Source organism: Chthonobacter albigriseus (assembly GCF_013839445.1).
Taxonomy (GTDB): Bacteria; Pseudomonadota; Alphaproteobacteria; order Rhizobiales; family Pleomorphomonadaceae; genus Chthonobacter; species Chthonobacter albigriseus.
This window is the reverse complement of sequence record NZ_JACDIT010000002.1, coordinates 439,489-454,198: the sequence shown is the minus strand read 5'-3', so window position 1 is coordinate 454,198 and position 14,710 is coordinate 439,489. Positions and strand designations below refer to the sequence as shown.

Annotated in this window: 8 protein-coding genes; 7 read left to right on the top strand and 1 reads right to left on the bottom strand. The window is 68.8% G+C overall.

What is annotated here, in order from left to right; translation table 11 throughout:
- Positions 1 to 731, bottom strand: a 731-nt coding sequence (locus HZ321_RS10225; protein WP_483295037.1) for a phosphohexomutase domain-containing protein, incomplete at its 3' end; no start/stop codon positions are given.
- 1,323 nt (positions 732 to 2,054) lie between these two features.
- Here HZ321_RS10225 and HZ321_RS10220 point away from each other — a divergent pair.
- Genes HZ321_RS10220 through HZ321_RS10190 form a run of 7 tightly spaced genes read left to right on the top strand, consistent with a single transcriptional unit; the run spans position 2,055 to position 14,697 of the window.
- Positions 2,055 to 3,362, top strand: a complete 1,308-nt coding sequence (locus HZ321_RS10220; RefSeq protein ID WP_181702180.1) for a nucleotide sugar dehydrogenase — start codon at positions 2,055 to 2,057, stop codon at positions 3,360 to 3,362.
- Entirely contained in the window at positions 3,334 to 4,845 is a 1,512-nt protein-coding gene (locus HZ321_RS10215) for a glycosyltransferase (protein WP_181702179.1), read from the top strand. The genes HZ321_RS10220 and HZ321_RS10215 overlap by 29 nt, the downstream gene beginning before the upstream one ends.
- A 46-nt stretch (positions 4,846 to 4,891) precedes the next feature.
- A complete protein-coding gene (locus HZ321_RS10210; protein ID WP_181702178.1) occupies positions 4,892 to 6,031 on the top strand; it encodes an alginate biosynthesis protein Alg44 in 1,140 nt (379 codons plus the stop codon).
- Between the two features lie 29 nt (positions 6,032 to 6,060).
- The gene (locus HZ321_RS10205; protein ID WP_181702177.1) at positions 6,061 to 7,503 is read left to right on the top strand and encodes a mannose-1-phosphate guanylyltransferase/mannose-6-phosphate isomerase; all 1,443 of its coding nucleotides are present in this window, start codon (positions 6,061 to 6,063) and stop codon (positions 7,501 to 7,503) included.
- 14 nt (positions 7,504 to 7,517) lie between these two features.
- Positions 7,518 to 8,591 (top strand): HlyD family secretion protein, encoded by a 1,074-nt coding sequence (locus HZ321_RS10200; protein WP_181702176.1) that lies wholly within the window; start codon positions 7,518 to 7,520, stop codon positions 8,589 to 8,591.
- A gap of 22 nt (positions 8,592 to 8,613) precedes the next feature.
- Positions 8,614 to 11,703 (top strand): right-handed parallel beta-helix repeat-containing protein, encoded by a 3,090-nt coding sequence (locus tag HZ321_RS10195; protein WP_181702175.1) that lies wholly within the window; start codon positions 8,614 to 8,616, stop codon positions 11,701 to 11,703.
- 3 nt (positions 11,704 to 11,706) lie between these two features.
- Positions 11,707 to 14,697 (top strand): tetratricopeptide repeat protein, encoded by a 2,991-nt coding sequence (locus HZ321_RS10190; protein ID WP_181702174.1) that lies wholly within the window; start codon positions 11,707 to 11,709, stop codon positions 14,695 to 14,697.
- The last annotated feature ends 13 nt before the right edge of the window (positions 14,698 to 14,710 follow it).

Here is a 14,710-nt window from a genome sequence, read left to right as displayed (position 1 = left end):
ATGTCTTCCGGATTGGGGTTGTAGCGCGGGAAGGTGTAGTCGAGGTCGCAGTCGAGCTCGATCACCTCGGCGCCGAGCGCCCGGAGGATGGCGGGGGCGAAGGCACCCGCGGTGCCGTTGCCGCAGGCTGCGACGACCTTGAGCTTGCGCTTCAGCTGCTTGCCGCGCGTGAGGTCGTCGGCGTAGGTGGCCGGGAAGCCTTCCACGAAGCGGTAGGATCCGCCGCCGGCCTGGCGGAAGCGGCCGGCCAGCACGATCTCCTTCAGCCGCCCCATCTCCTCCGGTCCGAAGGTGACGGGCCGGTCGCAGCCCATCTTGACGCCGGTCCAGCCGTTGTCGTTGTGGCTGGCGGTGACCATGGCGACGGCGGGCACGTCGAGCGCGAACTGGGCGAAATAGGCCATCGGCGAGAGCGCCAAGCCGATGTCGTGGACGGTGCAGCCGGCGGCCATCAGGCCCTGGGCGAGGGCGATCTTGATGCCCATGGAGTAGCCGCGGAAGTCGTGGCCGGTGACCACGTCGAGCGGCTTGCCGAGCTCGTGGAGGAGGGTGCCGAGGCCGAGCCCCAGCGCCTGCACGCCCATCAGGTTGAGCTCCGGCGCCTTGTCGGAGGCCGGATGGCCGAACCACCACCGGGCGTCATACTCCCGGAACCCCGTCGGCTTGACGAGCGGCGTCGTCTCGAACGCAAGCGTGTTGGGCACCACGCGCGACTCTGGTCGGGCCAGCATGAAGGCTCCTCTCTGATGAACCGAAGCGGCTTAAGAATAGGAATCCGCCGCAGAAGTATTTCTGCGGCGGGTCGACGGGCCGAGAGCGGCGGCCAGTCGACGGATGGGAGACGTGATCAGATACCCCGTGCCGACGACCCGGAGGCTGGGCACGGGCTGTGGCGAAAATACGGCATAAAAACGGCAATCTGAAGGCAAACTCCTTAAAATGCTCTTGCCGCCATGAAAGAACTGCATGAAAACAATGGTTTGGCGGTTCGCTATATGATCTCGGCAGCTTTGCAGTAAGCTTTCCAAAGCTTTGATCGGGTCGTTCGAACGTGCTTGGAAAGGGCCTTTCGGGATGGTCGAAGCCCCGCGAGGGGAGCGCCGCGGTGCCGGACCAGGCCACTGCCGAGTGTCAGTAGTGGGCAAGAATTGCCGCCCTCGAGGGATGCGGAACCCACAAAAACGACTCTACCGGCGGGCGAGGACAGGTCCTCAAAACGGCAGGTCAGAATCTGCGCAGACAGGCTTGCAAGGCCGCGTGCAATGCAACAAGCCACGCGCAGGGGGCGATCGGCAGTGGGTTAAATCCGGCTGAACTCGATCGGAAAAACCGGGGAGACATGTTCCCGAAGCGGACAAACTCCCGAAAAAATTTAGCAAAAAATCACCGGGACCTGTCGGTTCTGGCGACTAGCTCACGCTGCCCTCGTCGGGTGGGTCAGCTCTGTTGCAACGCGCAAAGAACGCCCGCTCAAATTCTGTGCAGCGCCTCGAATACAACCGCAGATAGGAAATTGCGGGGCCGCGGCAGTTCCTAACAAGATCTTGCCGTCAGCAAGATGCATGTCCTTGAACTCTGCTTCTCGGCCAAATGGGGGGCAGAAGATGGCCCTCGGATGGCAATCGACATCTCGGGCGGTGGACAGCAAAGACAGTCGACCAAAACCGCACCTCCCGTTTTTGCTGTTTGCGTGTCTCCACTGGAGTTCCTTAAAAATAGCGGAAGTGTAATACTAGAATTAATCGCCGTGTGAGATCGAATTAACCGGCGGTAAACGAAGCAAAACGCATGCACATTATTTGGTCGAGCTAATGCGACTTTGCGTCTTGAGCAGCATCTCGATTTCACTTAGCGTTTTGCTGGTCCAGACGGCGACTTGAGCGATCGCCAGTCGAACGGATGTAGAGAAGTCGGTATCGGCCGCAATGGCCGAACGAAGATCAAGACCGACCCTGACCGACCCCAACCTATTCAGCCACGCCGCGGTGATCACTTCGGCGCACGGCCGGACTTTACCTCGAGCGACTTTGTGTTGCGTGACGAGAGAGGGAAACATGAAAGTCAGTATCTTCGGCATCGGATATGTCGGCGCGGTCTCCGCCGCCTGCCTGGCGGCGGACGGAAACGACGTCACCGCCGTCGACCCGAATGGCGACAAGGTGGACGCCCTCAACCAGGGACGCTCCCCCATCGTCGAACCGGGCCTCGACGAGATCATCGAACGCACCATCCGCAACGGCTCGCTTCGGGCGACGTCGGATGCGGAAGCGGCGGTCCACGCCAGCGAGCTGTCCCTCGTCTGCGTCGGAACGCCGAGCCGTGCCAACGGTTCGCTCGACACCGGCTACGTCAAGATGGCCTGCGAGGAGATCGGCAAGGCGCTGGCCAAGACCGACGCGTTCCACTCGGTCGTCATGCGGTCCACCATCCTGCCGGGCACCATGGAGAGCCTGGTGATCCCGACCCTGGAAGCGGCCTCCGGTAAGCGCGCCGGCATCGACTTCGGGATCGGCTACTACCCGGAGTTCCTGCGCGAAAGCACCGCGATCAAGGATTACTACAAGCCCGGCGCCATCGTGATCGGCCGCTACCTGGCCGACGAGAAGACGGCGGAGCGCCTGAAGGCCCTCAACGCCCACCTGCCCACCACGCCGGTGATCACCGACGTCCGGACGGCCGAGGCGGTGAAGTACACCAACAACTGCTGGCACGCGGTGAAGATCTCGTTCGCCAACGAGATCGGCAACATCTGCAAGGCGGTCGGCATCGACGGGCACGAGGTGATGGACATCCTCTGCTCCGACACCCGCCTCAACATCTCGACGGCTTACATGAAGCCGGGCTTCGCCTTCGGCGGCTCGTGCCTGCCGAAGGATCTCCGGGCGCTGCGCTACAAGGCCCGCGAGCAGGACGTCGTCACTCCGATCCTGGACGCGGCCATGGCGGCCAACAACGTCCAGCTCGACCGCGCCTTCAAGCTGGTCGAGGAGAGCGGCAACAAGCGCGTCGGCATGGTCGGCCTCACTTTCAAGGCCGACACGGACGACCTCCGCGAAAGCCCGCTGGTGGCGCTCGCCGAACAGCTGCACGGCAAAGGGTACGATCTGACGATCTACGACCCGAACGTGAAGCGCATGCACGGCAACGGCTACAACCGCTCCACCATCGGCCACCTCTCGGCCTTCGTGACCGACGACATCGACGAGGTCATGAGCCGCGCCGACACCATCGTCATCGGCAACCACGACCGCGCCGCGACGAAGGTGATGGAAAGCGACAAGGACGACCTCAAGGTCATCGACCTCGTCCGCATGGAAGGCAGGGAGCGGCTGAATGGCCAATACCAGGGCATCTGCTGGTAAGGCCCTGGAAAGCGCCTGGGCGCACGCGGCCTACGTTCTCTTCGTAGCCGCGCTCGCCCTGGCCCTTCCGGAAAATGCCTTCCACGCCGAGGAGAAGGGCGTCCTTCTCGCCGTCGGCCTGATCGGGATGTGGCGCTACGGGTGGGGTATTCTCCACTTCGTCCGCTCCATCTGGTTCCGGACGATCACCTTCCCGGCCATGCGCCGGGAGGCGATCGCCCGGTCGGCGGCGGCCCCCGGCCACGCCTTCCTGCTGATCACCAGCTTCCGCATCGACGCCAACACGACGATGCGGGTCTACCGGGCGGCCTTCGAGGCGGCGCTTGCCGCCCCGGCTGGCGCCACGGTGGTGGCCTCCATCGTCGAGATGGGCGACCAGCGCATCATCCGGCGGGTGTTCGAGCTGACGGTGGGCGACAAGCCCGGCGTGGAACTGGTGTTCGTCCGCATCGCCGGCAGCGGCAAGCGCGACGCGCTCGCCCACGGCTTCCGGGCCATCCAGGCCCGCGACCCAGGCGAGAACGACACGGTGGCGGTGATCGACGGCGACAGCATCGTGCCGAAGGACCTCATCGCCAAGTGCGCTCCCTTCTTCCAGCTCGGCCCGGAGGTCGGCGCGCTGACCACCGACGAGATCTGCGAAGTGGAAGGCCGCGAGATCTTCCGCGAGTGGTACTCGCTGCGCTTCGCCCAGCGCCAGATCCTGATGTGCTCGATGGGGCTGTCGCGCCGCGTGCTGACGCTGACCGGACGCATGTCCATGTTCCGCGCCCGCATCGCCTGCGATCCGGACTTCATCGAACACGTCCAGGAGGACGCCATCGACCACTGGCGCCTGGGCCGCGTGAAGTTCCTGACCGGCGACGACAAGTCCAGCTGGTACTGGCTGCTGCAGCGCGGCTACCAGATGCTCTACGTTCCCGACGTCATCGTCGAGACCATCGAGCAGCCGCCAGCCAACGGTTTCGTCGACAGCGCCGCCATGCTGATGGTCCGCTGGTTCGGCAACATGCTGCGCACCAACGGCCGGGCGATCGCCCTCGGTCCGCACCGGCTGGGGTTCTTCACCTGGTGGGCGATCCTCGATCAGCGCCTGTCCATGTGGACCTGCCTGACCGGCGTCGCCTTCGCCCTGGTGGGTACGCTCTTCGTCAACCCGTTCGCCTTCGTCTTCTACCTGATCTGGGTACTGACGTCGCGCTACGTCATGACGTTGTTCCTCCTCTCGGTGCGTGATCGCGTCTCGATCTCCTACCCGTTCCTGATCTTCTTCAACCAGATCTTCGGATCGCTGATGAAGGTCTACATCTTCTTCCGTCTCGATCGGCAGAAGTGGACGCGCCAGAACACAGTTTCCAAGCGGAACGTCTCCGCGTGGAGAGCGAGATACAACACCTATTCTTCGCTCTTCATGAACGTCTTTGCCGTTGCCCTGTTCCTGACCGCCGTGTCGGTCACCGCGGGCGTGCTCGAATTGCGCTGACGCGCGCCGGTGGTCAGCCGGTTGAAAGGTGAGAGGCAGAATGCCGATGACAGCACTTGTTCATGAAGCCCAGGTCCAGCGTCAGCACACGCGCTACAAGCTTCCCCTCAAGGTCCGTTTCAACGGCACGGTATACGACGCGGCGGACTGGTCCGTCGGCGGCGTCGGCGTCGAGAACATCGACCTCGACGTCGGCACCGGCACCGTCCACCAGCTGGCGCTCTGCTTCGGCTTCGAGGGCTTCAGCCTGACGATGCGTGCCAACGGCGAGATCCGCTATGTGGACCGCGCCAAGCGCCGCGTCGGCTTCCGCTTCGTCGACATGACGGACCGCCAGCTGAACCTGATCCAGTTCGTCGTCGATAGCTACCTGGCCGGCGAGATTGTCGATGGCGGCGAACTGCTCGAGGTATCCAAGCGCGACAGCATGATGGCGCCTCGCGGCGGCAAGGCGGCCGCCCCCGTCGTCGAGACCATGCGCCAGAAGGCCGGCCGCATCGCCAGCCGCGCGACATCCTACGCGGTGATCGTCGGCGTCATGGGCGGCATCCTCGCCTTCGTCGGCTCCAACATCTACGACCGCCTCTACATCGTCCGCCCCTCCATGGCGACGATCACGGGCGACCTGATGGTGCTCGCGCCGCAGGCGGCGGGGCAGGTGACCAAGGTCGTCCGCACCGGCGAGATCGCTGCCGGCGCGGTGGCCTTCGAGCTCACCGACGCGACCGGCGCGGTCACCCCGGTGATGAGCCCCTGCGACTGCCGCGTGCTCAGCGCCGCCGTCCAGGAAGGCGCCGTCGTCCGCCCCGGCCAGACCGTCGTGACGCTGGTCGGCGCCAACACCGAGCCGCTGATCGCCGCGGCCGTCGACTACGACCAGCTCGACCGCCTGTCGTCCGGCGCCGAAGCCCGCATCCAGTACCTCGACGGCGTCGAGGTATCCGTCGCCGCCGTCCGCTTCCAGCCGGCGGTGCTCGGTGCCGGCGCCGGCGTCGACAGCGGCAACCGCGCCATCATCGAGCTCGATCCCGGCCGCGACATCGACGCGTCCGCCATCGGCCAGCCCGTCAACGTCTGGTTCGACACGTCTGGTTCGTCCGCGCTCGCCGACGGGATAGGCGACGTCGGTCACTGGCTCGGCGGCCTGTTCACCCGCGCCGTCAACGCCGTCCGCCAGGCCGGCTGATGCAATTCCCGACCGAGGAGACCACCGCAATGACCCTCGTCACCCCCGCCATCATGATCGGCGGCACCGGCACTCGGCTCTGGCCGCTGTCGCGCACCGACAAGCCGAAGCAGTTCCACAAGCTGGGCGGCGACTTCAGCCTGCTGCAGCAGACCCTTCAGCGCTTCACCGGCCCGACCTACGGCCGGCCGTGGCTGCTGACGGGCGAGCGCGGCGCCGGCATCGGCGAGGCCCACGCCGCCGAGATCGGCGTGGAGCTCGGCGGCGTCGTCATCGAACCGACCGTCCGCTCCACCGCTCCGGCGCTCGCCGCCGCGGCCCTGGCGATCGGCGACGGCGACCCCGACCGGCTGATCCTCGCTGCGCCGGCCGACCACCTGATGGCCGCGCCCGCCGACTTCCACCGCGCCGTCGCCGCCGCGATCCCCGTCGCCCGGGCCGGCCACATCGTGACGTTCGGTATCCGCCCGACGCACGCGGAGACGGGCTTCGGATACATCGCCGTGGAGCGCGGCATGGAGGGCGTCGACGGCGTCTTCCGCGTCGAGAGCTTCGTGGAGAAGCCCCGCCGTGAGGTGGCTGAGGCCTACCTCGGCGGCGGCCGCCACGTCTGGAACGCCGGCATCTTCCTGTTCACAGCGGCGACGCTGCTGGACGAGATCAACCGCCATGCGCCCGAAGTGGCCGGCGCGGTGATGCGCGCCTTCCTGCACGCCCGCACGGTCGACGGTCGCCTGATGCTCGACCTGGAGGCCTTCGCCAGCGCGCCGGAGATCTCCATCGACCACGCCGTCATGGAAAAGAGCGACGTGGTGGCGGTCGCCCCCTGCGATCCCGCGTGGAACGACGTCGGCTCCTGGGCCGCTGTCCTGGACGTCTCGGCCCGCGACGACAAGGGCAACGCCGTCGTCGGCGACGCCATTGTCGACCGGACGGAGAACTGCCTCGTCCAGTCCGTCGGCGGCCGCCTGATCGCCATCACCGGGGTTTCCAACCTGGCGGTCATCGACACCGAAGACGTGACGATGATCACCTCCATCGAGGGCTCGCAGAACGTCAAGGACCTGGTCAAGCAGCTGAACCGCGCCGACCGGCCGGAGGCGACCACCACCCGCACGCTGGAGCACGCCTGGGGCACCACCCGCCAGGTGACGGCGAACGACACCTTCCAGGTTAAGCATCTCGTGCTCAACCCCGGCCACGAGCTGAAGGCCCGCTACCACCACCACCGCAGCCTGCACTGGACCGTGGTCGCCGGGACTGTTGAGGTCGTCATCGACGGCGTCGCACGTTTCCTGCGCCAGAACCAGTCGGTCCACGTGCCGGACTGCGCGGTCCACAGCCTGCGAAATCCCGGCCGCCTGCCGGCCCATGTCGTGGTGGTGGAGCATGGCGCCTACCTCGGCGAGGACGATCTCGTCGAGGTGTCCGATCCGCCGCGCGGCTTCGACGCCGCGATCGCGGCCGAATGAGGAACGGAGCAGGCATGTCGATCAGCAGCGCCCCCGAAACGGACAAGCCCGTTCTGACGATCCAGGCCGGCGACCGCCGCGCCCGCATCATCGGCTCGGAAGGCGGCATCGTCTTCATCCGAGAGGAGATCGGCACGCCGACCGGCCGCTTCGGCGCCAAGCTGCTGATGTCCGATGGACCGGTCGGCGCGGCCCTCTCCTGCATCGTCGAGCGGGTGGCCGGCAGCGACGCACCCGAGCGTTTCGGCTACCGCGTGATCGCCCCGGCGAACGCGCTGCAGGTGATCGCCCGCATCGCCCGCGACGAAGGGCGCCGCCGCTTCCGTCACGCCCTTGCGCTGGAGCGGCTGCCAAACCGGCGCACGTCGCGGCATGTCGTCCAGAAGCGCAAGAGCCGCCGGCTCAACGTCGGTTTCATGGTGGCGACCGTCGTGCTCGCCTTCGTCGTCGGATTCGAGCTGAACAGCCGCCTCTTCACCTTCACCGCCGACGTCGCCCGCGTGGCGGCAGGCGGTGAGGTGGTGAAGGCGGAGAAGGGCGGCCGCGTCGTCTTCCTCACCGACAAGCGCGACGTCCAGGCCGGCGAGCCGGTGTTCGGCGTCCAGACCGGCTCCGGCTACGAACTCGCCTCGGCGGCTCCGATCGGCGGCACGGTCAGCCAGGTGCTGGTCCGCGCCGGCGAGAAGGTGCGGCCGGGCCAGCCGGTGCTCGTTGTCACGCCGCCGGACGCGCATCCCTTTGTGATCGCCAGCGTCCGCACGTCCGACGCCGTTCGCGTCGCCCAGGGCGTGCGCGCCGAACTGCGCTTTGCCGATGGGTCGCAGGAGGTGGTCGACGTCGGTGCCGCCAGCATCCAGCCGGTGGCCGAGGCGACCGAGACCTCCCGCGTCAGTGTCCGGATCGACACCACCCGCGACTTGACCAGCCAGATCGGCCAGGCGGTCGCGGTCCGTTTCGAGGTTGCCCCGCCCACGGAGGCCGGCGGTCCGAAGTCGGACCTCGCCAGCTCCACCGAACTCGCCAGCGCAGCCGCCGCGGCTTCGCCTGCCGCCGCCCCCGTGTCGCCCAAGGGCGACCGGCTTCCCTGACCAGACCGAGAGCCTTGAACCGATGCTCATGATTATGCTGCGCACCGCTTCGATCGCCGCCCTCGCCGGGGCGCTGGTGTTTGCCGCGCCTGTCGGCGCGCAGACGCCGGTCCCGGCCGCGTCCGGGTCGGCGATCGTTTCGATCGGCAGTCTCGACGGACCGGCGATCGACCGTCTGGCGGAAAGCATCGCGCGCCGCGCGGAGGCCGGCGCCGCCTCTCCGGGCGAGACCCTCCGCGCTCTGCAATCGTCGCTGGAGGACCTGTCGGTGATCGAGACGGTCGCTCGCCGTCCCGCGTCGCCGGACCCGCGCACCGACGCCATCACCAAGGCCGCCAAGCGTGCGCTTCTGGGGCTCGCCACCCGCGGCATCGATCGCGACCGGCTGAGCCGCCGCGCCGTCGCGGCCGAATCCGACTGGGTGCGCGCCGGCGCCCTGAACCCGGCCGACCTGACGGCGGCTTTCGCCGACCTCGACCGGCTGTCGGCCGACATCTCCGATCCCTCCGCCAAGGTGGAGGCACTGATCCGCATCGGCCGCACGCACCAGGCGATCGGCAACGTCGACCGCGCGATCCGCTACGGCCAGCTCGCCGAGCGTGCCGCCCGCGACATCGCTCCCGGCGAGGAACGTGACCGTGCCCTTGCCGACGTCCTCCAACTCGCCACGGCGGGCGACGCCTCCAAGACCCTGGGCATCGTCTCGGCGGCGCTCGCCGGCTTCACGGACGGCAACCGCCGCGCCGAGGCCATCGGCGCCGTTGCACGCCGGATCGGCGCAGGCCCCGTCTCCCTTCTGGATGACGTCCGGGCCGCAAAGACCCCGGTTGCCGCGGCGGTCTGGCCGATGCTGGGTGCAGGCGACGCCATGGCGTTGGACGAGCTGAAGGCCATCGCCGTGGAGCGCATGGAGGACGAGGCGGCGATGCTGATCGCTTCGTCCGCGCCGGACGCCGAGGCGCAGGACAAGGCGCTTGCCGCCATCGCCGAGGCGCAGGTCGCCCAGCGCCGCAGCTTCGCCGCGCTCGACACCGCCCGCCTGATGCTGACCGCGGCGCGCCCTCGGTACGAGGCGACGATCGCCCGCGAACTGGCCGAGGTCGGCTACGACCTGATCGCCCGCTCCGTTGCCGACCGCGTCATCGCCGATGCGGCCGCAACCCCGGATGCCGTCGCCGAGGCACGCGCCGCCCTGGCCGAGGTCGCCGAGCCGACTGTCGCCCCGGCGACCATCGAAGAACACGCGGCAGACCTCCGCGCCTTGCCCTTCGGCGGTGACGAACGCGAGACCGCCGCAGCCGTGGTGGAGGCGGTGCGCGGCTCCGAACTCCGCGCCTCGCTGGAGAAGATCCGCGCTCTCTCCGACTACCGCGTCCGCATCAGCGCCTTCCGCGCCGTTGCCGAGATCCAGGCAGCCAAGCTGGACGTGGACGGCCGCATCGCCTCGCGCCACGTACCCGCGTCGGGCGGCAACCAGTCCGCCGACGAGCACGCGCCTGCCATCCTCCAGGCCGCCGGCATGCGCCTGACCACGGGCGCCGGCGTGACGCTGACGACGCCGACGCTGGTCCACACGGTACCCGACATCTCGGCCACCGCCGACACGGTCCGCCGGATGGTACCGGTGCCGCTGCCCGGCGTGTCCGAACTGTCGCTCGCCGGCCTCAACCGCTTCACCCAGCTCAACCGCTTCAACTCGAAGTTCCTGGAGGACGTGGTCGGCACGACGGCGCGCGAGCACATCTTCAAGACCCAGGGCACCATCAACCCGACCTTCATCTACCTGACCAACGGCGTCTTCACCGCCCGCGACCTGCTGCACGCCATCGACACCTCGAGCGGCAGCCAGCTGGTCCGCATCGACGGCGTCTATACGCTGCGCGTGCCGCTCGTCATCGGTCCGGACGCGACCCTCGTACTGTCCGGCCAGGACGCGCCGGAGTTCCGCATCTCCGCCTCCGCCGGCGCCTTCATCATCAACGCCGGCAAGCTGTTCCTGGTCGACACCAGCCTTGTCGGTTGGGACGAGGCGAAGCGCGGGCCGTCGCTCGCCACCTACGAAACCAAGCACCAGTTCCGGCCGTTCATCACCACCTGGTCCGGCAGCGAGACCTTCATCGCCGGCTCGCGGCTGCTCGGCCTCGGCTACTCCGCCGGCAAGTCCTACGGCATCACGCTCTCGTCCGGTCCGAAGGAAGGCTCGCGCACCAGCAACCTGCCGCGCCCGCGCGGCCTGTTCGTGGACTCCTCCTTCGACAACCTGCTCTACGGCTTCTACACCTACGAGGCCGACGACGTGCTCGTGGTGGGCAACGAGTACCGCGACAGCATCGTCTACGGCCTGGACCCGCACGACCGCTCCCAGCGGCTGGTGATGGCCTACAACACGCTCTACGGCACCATGAAGAAGCACGGCGCGATCTTCTCGCGCGACGTGGAGCACAGTCACCTCATCGGCAACGTGTCCTTCGACAACGCCGGCTCCGGCATCATGATGGACCGCCGGTCGTCGCTGAACTGGATCTACGCCAACACCGCCATCGGCAACGCCCAGGACGGCATGACCGTCTATGAGAGCCCGTGCCTGCTGATCGCCAACAACGCTTTCGTCGACAACGGCCGCAGCGGCGTCAAGATCCGCAACAGCTGGAAGGTGCTCGTCGAGCGCAACCACGTCGCCGCCAACAACGGGCCGGGGATCGAGTCCTACGTCGCCGATCTGGCCGCCACGGATGGCGGCGAGCTGCGCAACCTGGAAGAGGATCCTTATCTGCGGATCGCCTCCTTCGCTGCTCACGGCAACACCGTCGTCCGCAACACCGTTGGCATCACGGCACGCGACACCTCCGAGGTGGAGCTCTCCGGCAACCTCTTCGTCGACCAGACGCCCGGCGTTTTCGACGGAGAGCTGAAGCCGCTGCGGGTCCACCTGCTGCAGTTCGCCGGCGGCAACGACCGGGTCACCGCCCGTCCCATCGGAACGCTGCCGCCCGAGCCGGAGCTTGCCGAGGAAGCGGGCGTCGGCTTCTGCCCGCCGCCCGGCCGCATCCCGACGCTTGCCCCCGCGATCACGCCCGCTGCCACCACGGCGACAGAAGAAGAGGGCACCTGAGCCATGCTTCGCACCGACACCCGCCGCCCGCTGCTCTCCGCCTCCCGCATCGCGCTGATCACCGCGCTGGCCTTTGCCGCACCCGCCGCGACCCTGGTCGACGCCTGGACGGGGTTTGCCCACGCGGCCGGCGCGATCGAGGCCGGGCTTGCCGAACCGGCGGCGCGCAGTTTCGAGGACGAGCAGCGCCGCATCGCCGAGCTGGAGCGTTCCACCGACCCCGGCGCCAAGGTCCAGCTCGCTGCGCTGCTGAAGTCCGGCACCCAGGTGTCCGCCACCAATCCGCTCCGCGTGCCACGCCGCGCCGAGGCGGTCGAGCTGCTGCGTAGCGTGCTCGACGTGCCCGGCGAGGTCGGCGTCTCCGCGGCCGAAGCGCTCGGCAGCCTGCTGATCGCCGGCGGCGAAGCGGAGCGCACCGAGGCGGTCGCGCTGCTCCGCCGGGCCGCCGACGCGGGCGACGGCGGCGCCGCCGTCCGCCTTGCCGATCACCTGATGGCGACCTCCGCAGGCGACCCGAAGGCGGTCGAGGAGGCCCGCGGCTACTACGCGGTCGGTCTCTCCAACAAGGAGCCCGCGGCGGCGCAAGGTCTCGCCCGTCTCACCGACGATCCGGCCGAGGCGGCCAGCTGGCGTGCCCAGGGCCTGATGCTGCTGCGCCTGCGCGCCGAGCACTCCGGCGCCGCCGCCTTCGCCCTGGCCGAAGCCTACCGCACCGGCTTCGGCGTCGAGCCCGACCTGGACCAGGCCCGCCGCTACTACCGGGTCGCCATGGCGCTCGGCTACGATCCGGCCGTCGGTGTCTACCTCAACTCCGGCAACGCCACGCCCGAGGAGATCGTCGACGGCCTCCAGTCCGCCATCCTCGCCGGCAGCGACCAGGCCGCGCTCGCCTTCGTCCGCAACTTCATGAACGGCGGCAATCTACCGGTCTCCGGCGACGACGCGGCCTTCGCACTCCGCATCCTGCGCGACATCGGCAACCCGGACGCCGCCTCGATCGAGGCGCGGCTGCGCCTCGTCGGCCGCCCGCCGTTCACCCGCGATCCGGCTGCCGCTGCCGCTGCCGTCGCCGATATCCTCCGCTCGCCGGATGCGGCGCCGGCCCGGCTGCTCGCCTACGCCCGCCAGATCCGCGACATGCCCGGTGCGCCGGAGGGCCCCGCGATTGCGCTCGGCCTCTATCTCGCCGCCGCCGAGCGGGGCGAGACCATGGGCGCTGTCCACGCCGCCGAACTCGTCCTGCAGCGCGGCGTCGACCCCTCGCCGGAAGACCGCAAGCGTACCTTCGATCTGCTCGCCGAGGCAGGCGACGCCGGCGACACCCGCGCGCTGGTCCTCCTCGGCGACCTCCACCGCGACGGCATCGGCGTACCCCGCGACGTCGCCACCGCCAAGGATTTCTACGGTCGAGCGGTCGAAACGGCAGGCGACGCCACGGCCTACGAGCGGCTCGCCGGGCTGATCCTCGACACCGCCTACGCCGCGCCGGAGATCCAGCGCGCCATCGATCTCTACGCCCAGGCCGCGGACGCCGGCAGCGCGGGGGCGACCGCCGCGATCGGCCGCATCTACCTGACCGGTCGCGGTGCTTTCGCACCCGACCGCACCGAGGGCGAACGGCTGATGCTGGCCGCCGCGGACGCGGGCTACCTCGCCGCGCTCGTCCAACTCGGCGACTTCCTGACCGCGACCGGCAATCCGGACGATCTTGCCCGCGCCGAACAGCTCTACACGGAAGCGGCCGCCGCCGGCGAACAGGAAGGCACCGTCGGTCTCGGCAAGCTCTACGCCGCGCGCGGCGAGACCGACCGCGCCCGCGCTGCCTTCGAGAAAGCCGCCAACGACGGCAGCGCCGCCGCGCTGGTTGCCATGGCGAGCCTGACGCTCGGGCCCACGCCGAAGCCGGAAGCGATCGCCGAAGCGCGCGACATGCTGGAGCGCGCCCAGGTCGCCGCTGCCGACGACCCCAAGGTGCTCTTGGCCATCGCCCGCGGGGCCGTCACCTTTCCTGACCCCGAGATGCGGCCAGCGGGGCTGACCATCCTGATCACGCTCGCCCGCCGCGGCATGAGCGAGGCCGCCCGCGACCTCGTCGAGAGCTACCTCACCGGCTCGGGCGGCATGAAGAGCAAGTCGGAGGCCGTCCGCTGGGCGGAGGAGGCGATCGCCAACGGCACCGTCGAGCCCGCGATCCGCGTCGGGGAGGCGCTTCTCGACGGCAAGGACCTGGAGATCAAGGACCCGGTGCTCGGCCGCCAACTGCTGGAACGGGCTCTCGCCGCCGCCCCCGACAACATCAAGGCGCTGACCCGCCTCGGCGCCGCCTACGCCTCCGGCGCGGGCGGGGAGGACGACGTGGAGAAGGCTTTCGCGCTGTTCCTGCGCGCTGCCAACGCCGGCAGCATCAATGCCGAGATCCGCGTCGCCAACGCCTACCTCAACGGCGTCGGCACCGCACGCGACCCGGTCGCCGCCTACGAGTGGTACGTCCGCGCCGCAGAGGCCGGCTCCCGCGACGCCATGGTCGACCTCGCCCGCATGTATGCCTCGGGCGCCGGATCCTCGATCGACGCAGAACAATCCTTCGTCTGGTTCTACCGCGCGGCGGAAGCCGGCTCGGTGGAGGCCATGCAGGAGGTCGGCAAGGCGCTGATCGCCGGCTACGGCACCTCGCGCAACGAGGCGGAGGGCACCCGCTGGCTCGTCACCGCCGCCGACGGCGGCAGCGTCGGTGCCATGTACGACCTGTTCTCCTTCTACAATCTCCAGGACGAGCCGGCCGCCTTCGAGCAGGCCATGCTCTGGCTGCGCAAGGCGGCCGAGAACGGCAGCGCCAGCGCCATGTTCCGCCTCGCCGTGATCATGCGCTCCGACGACCGCTTCGCCGGCGACCGCGCCGAGGCCGTCGGCTGGCTGCAGAAGTCGGCCGCGGCCGGCCACAAGAGTTCCCAGCGGCTGCTGCAGTCGCTGGCCACCGAGAAGTCCTCCGGATGACCCGATCAACAAG

Excerpts from the sequence above, each read along its gene's own strand:
- HZ321_RS10220 (WP_181702180.1), top strand. The coding sequence starts at position 2,055 with ATGAAAGTCAGTATCTTCGGCATCGGATATGTCGGCGCGGTCTCCGCC.
- HZ321_RS10190 (WP_181702174.1), top strand. The coding sequence starts at position 11,707 with ATGCTTCGCACCGACACCCGCCGCCCGCTGCTCTCCGCCTCCCGCATC.
- HZ321_RS10195 (WP_181702175.1), top strand. The coding sequence starts at position 8,614 with ATGCTCATGATTATGCTGCGCACCGCTTCGATCGCCGCCCTCGCCGGG.
- HZ321_RS10210 (WP_181702178.1), top strand. The coding sequence starts at position 4,892 with ATGACAGCACTTGTTCATGAAGCCCAGGTCCAGCGTCAGCACACGCGC.
- HZ321_RS10215 (WP_181702179.1), top strand. The coding sequence starts at position 3,334 with ATGGCCAATACCAGGGCATCTGCTGGTAAGGCCCTGGAAAGCGCCTGG.
- HZ321_RS10200 (WP_181702176.1), top strand. The coding sequence starts at position 7,518 with ATGTCGATCAGCAGCGCCCCCGAAACGGACAAGCCCGTTCTGACGATC.
- HZ321_RS10205 (WP_181702177.1), top strand. The coding sequence starts at position 6,061 with ATGACCCTCGTCACCCCCGCCATCATGATCGGCGGCACCGGCACTCGG.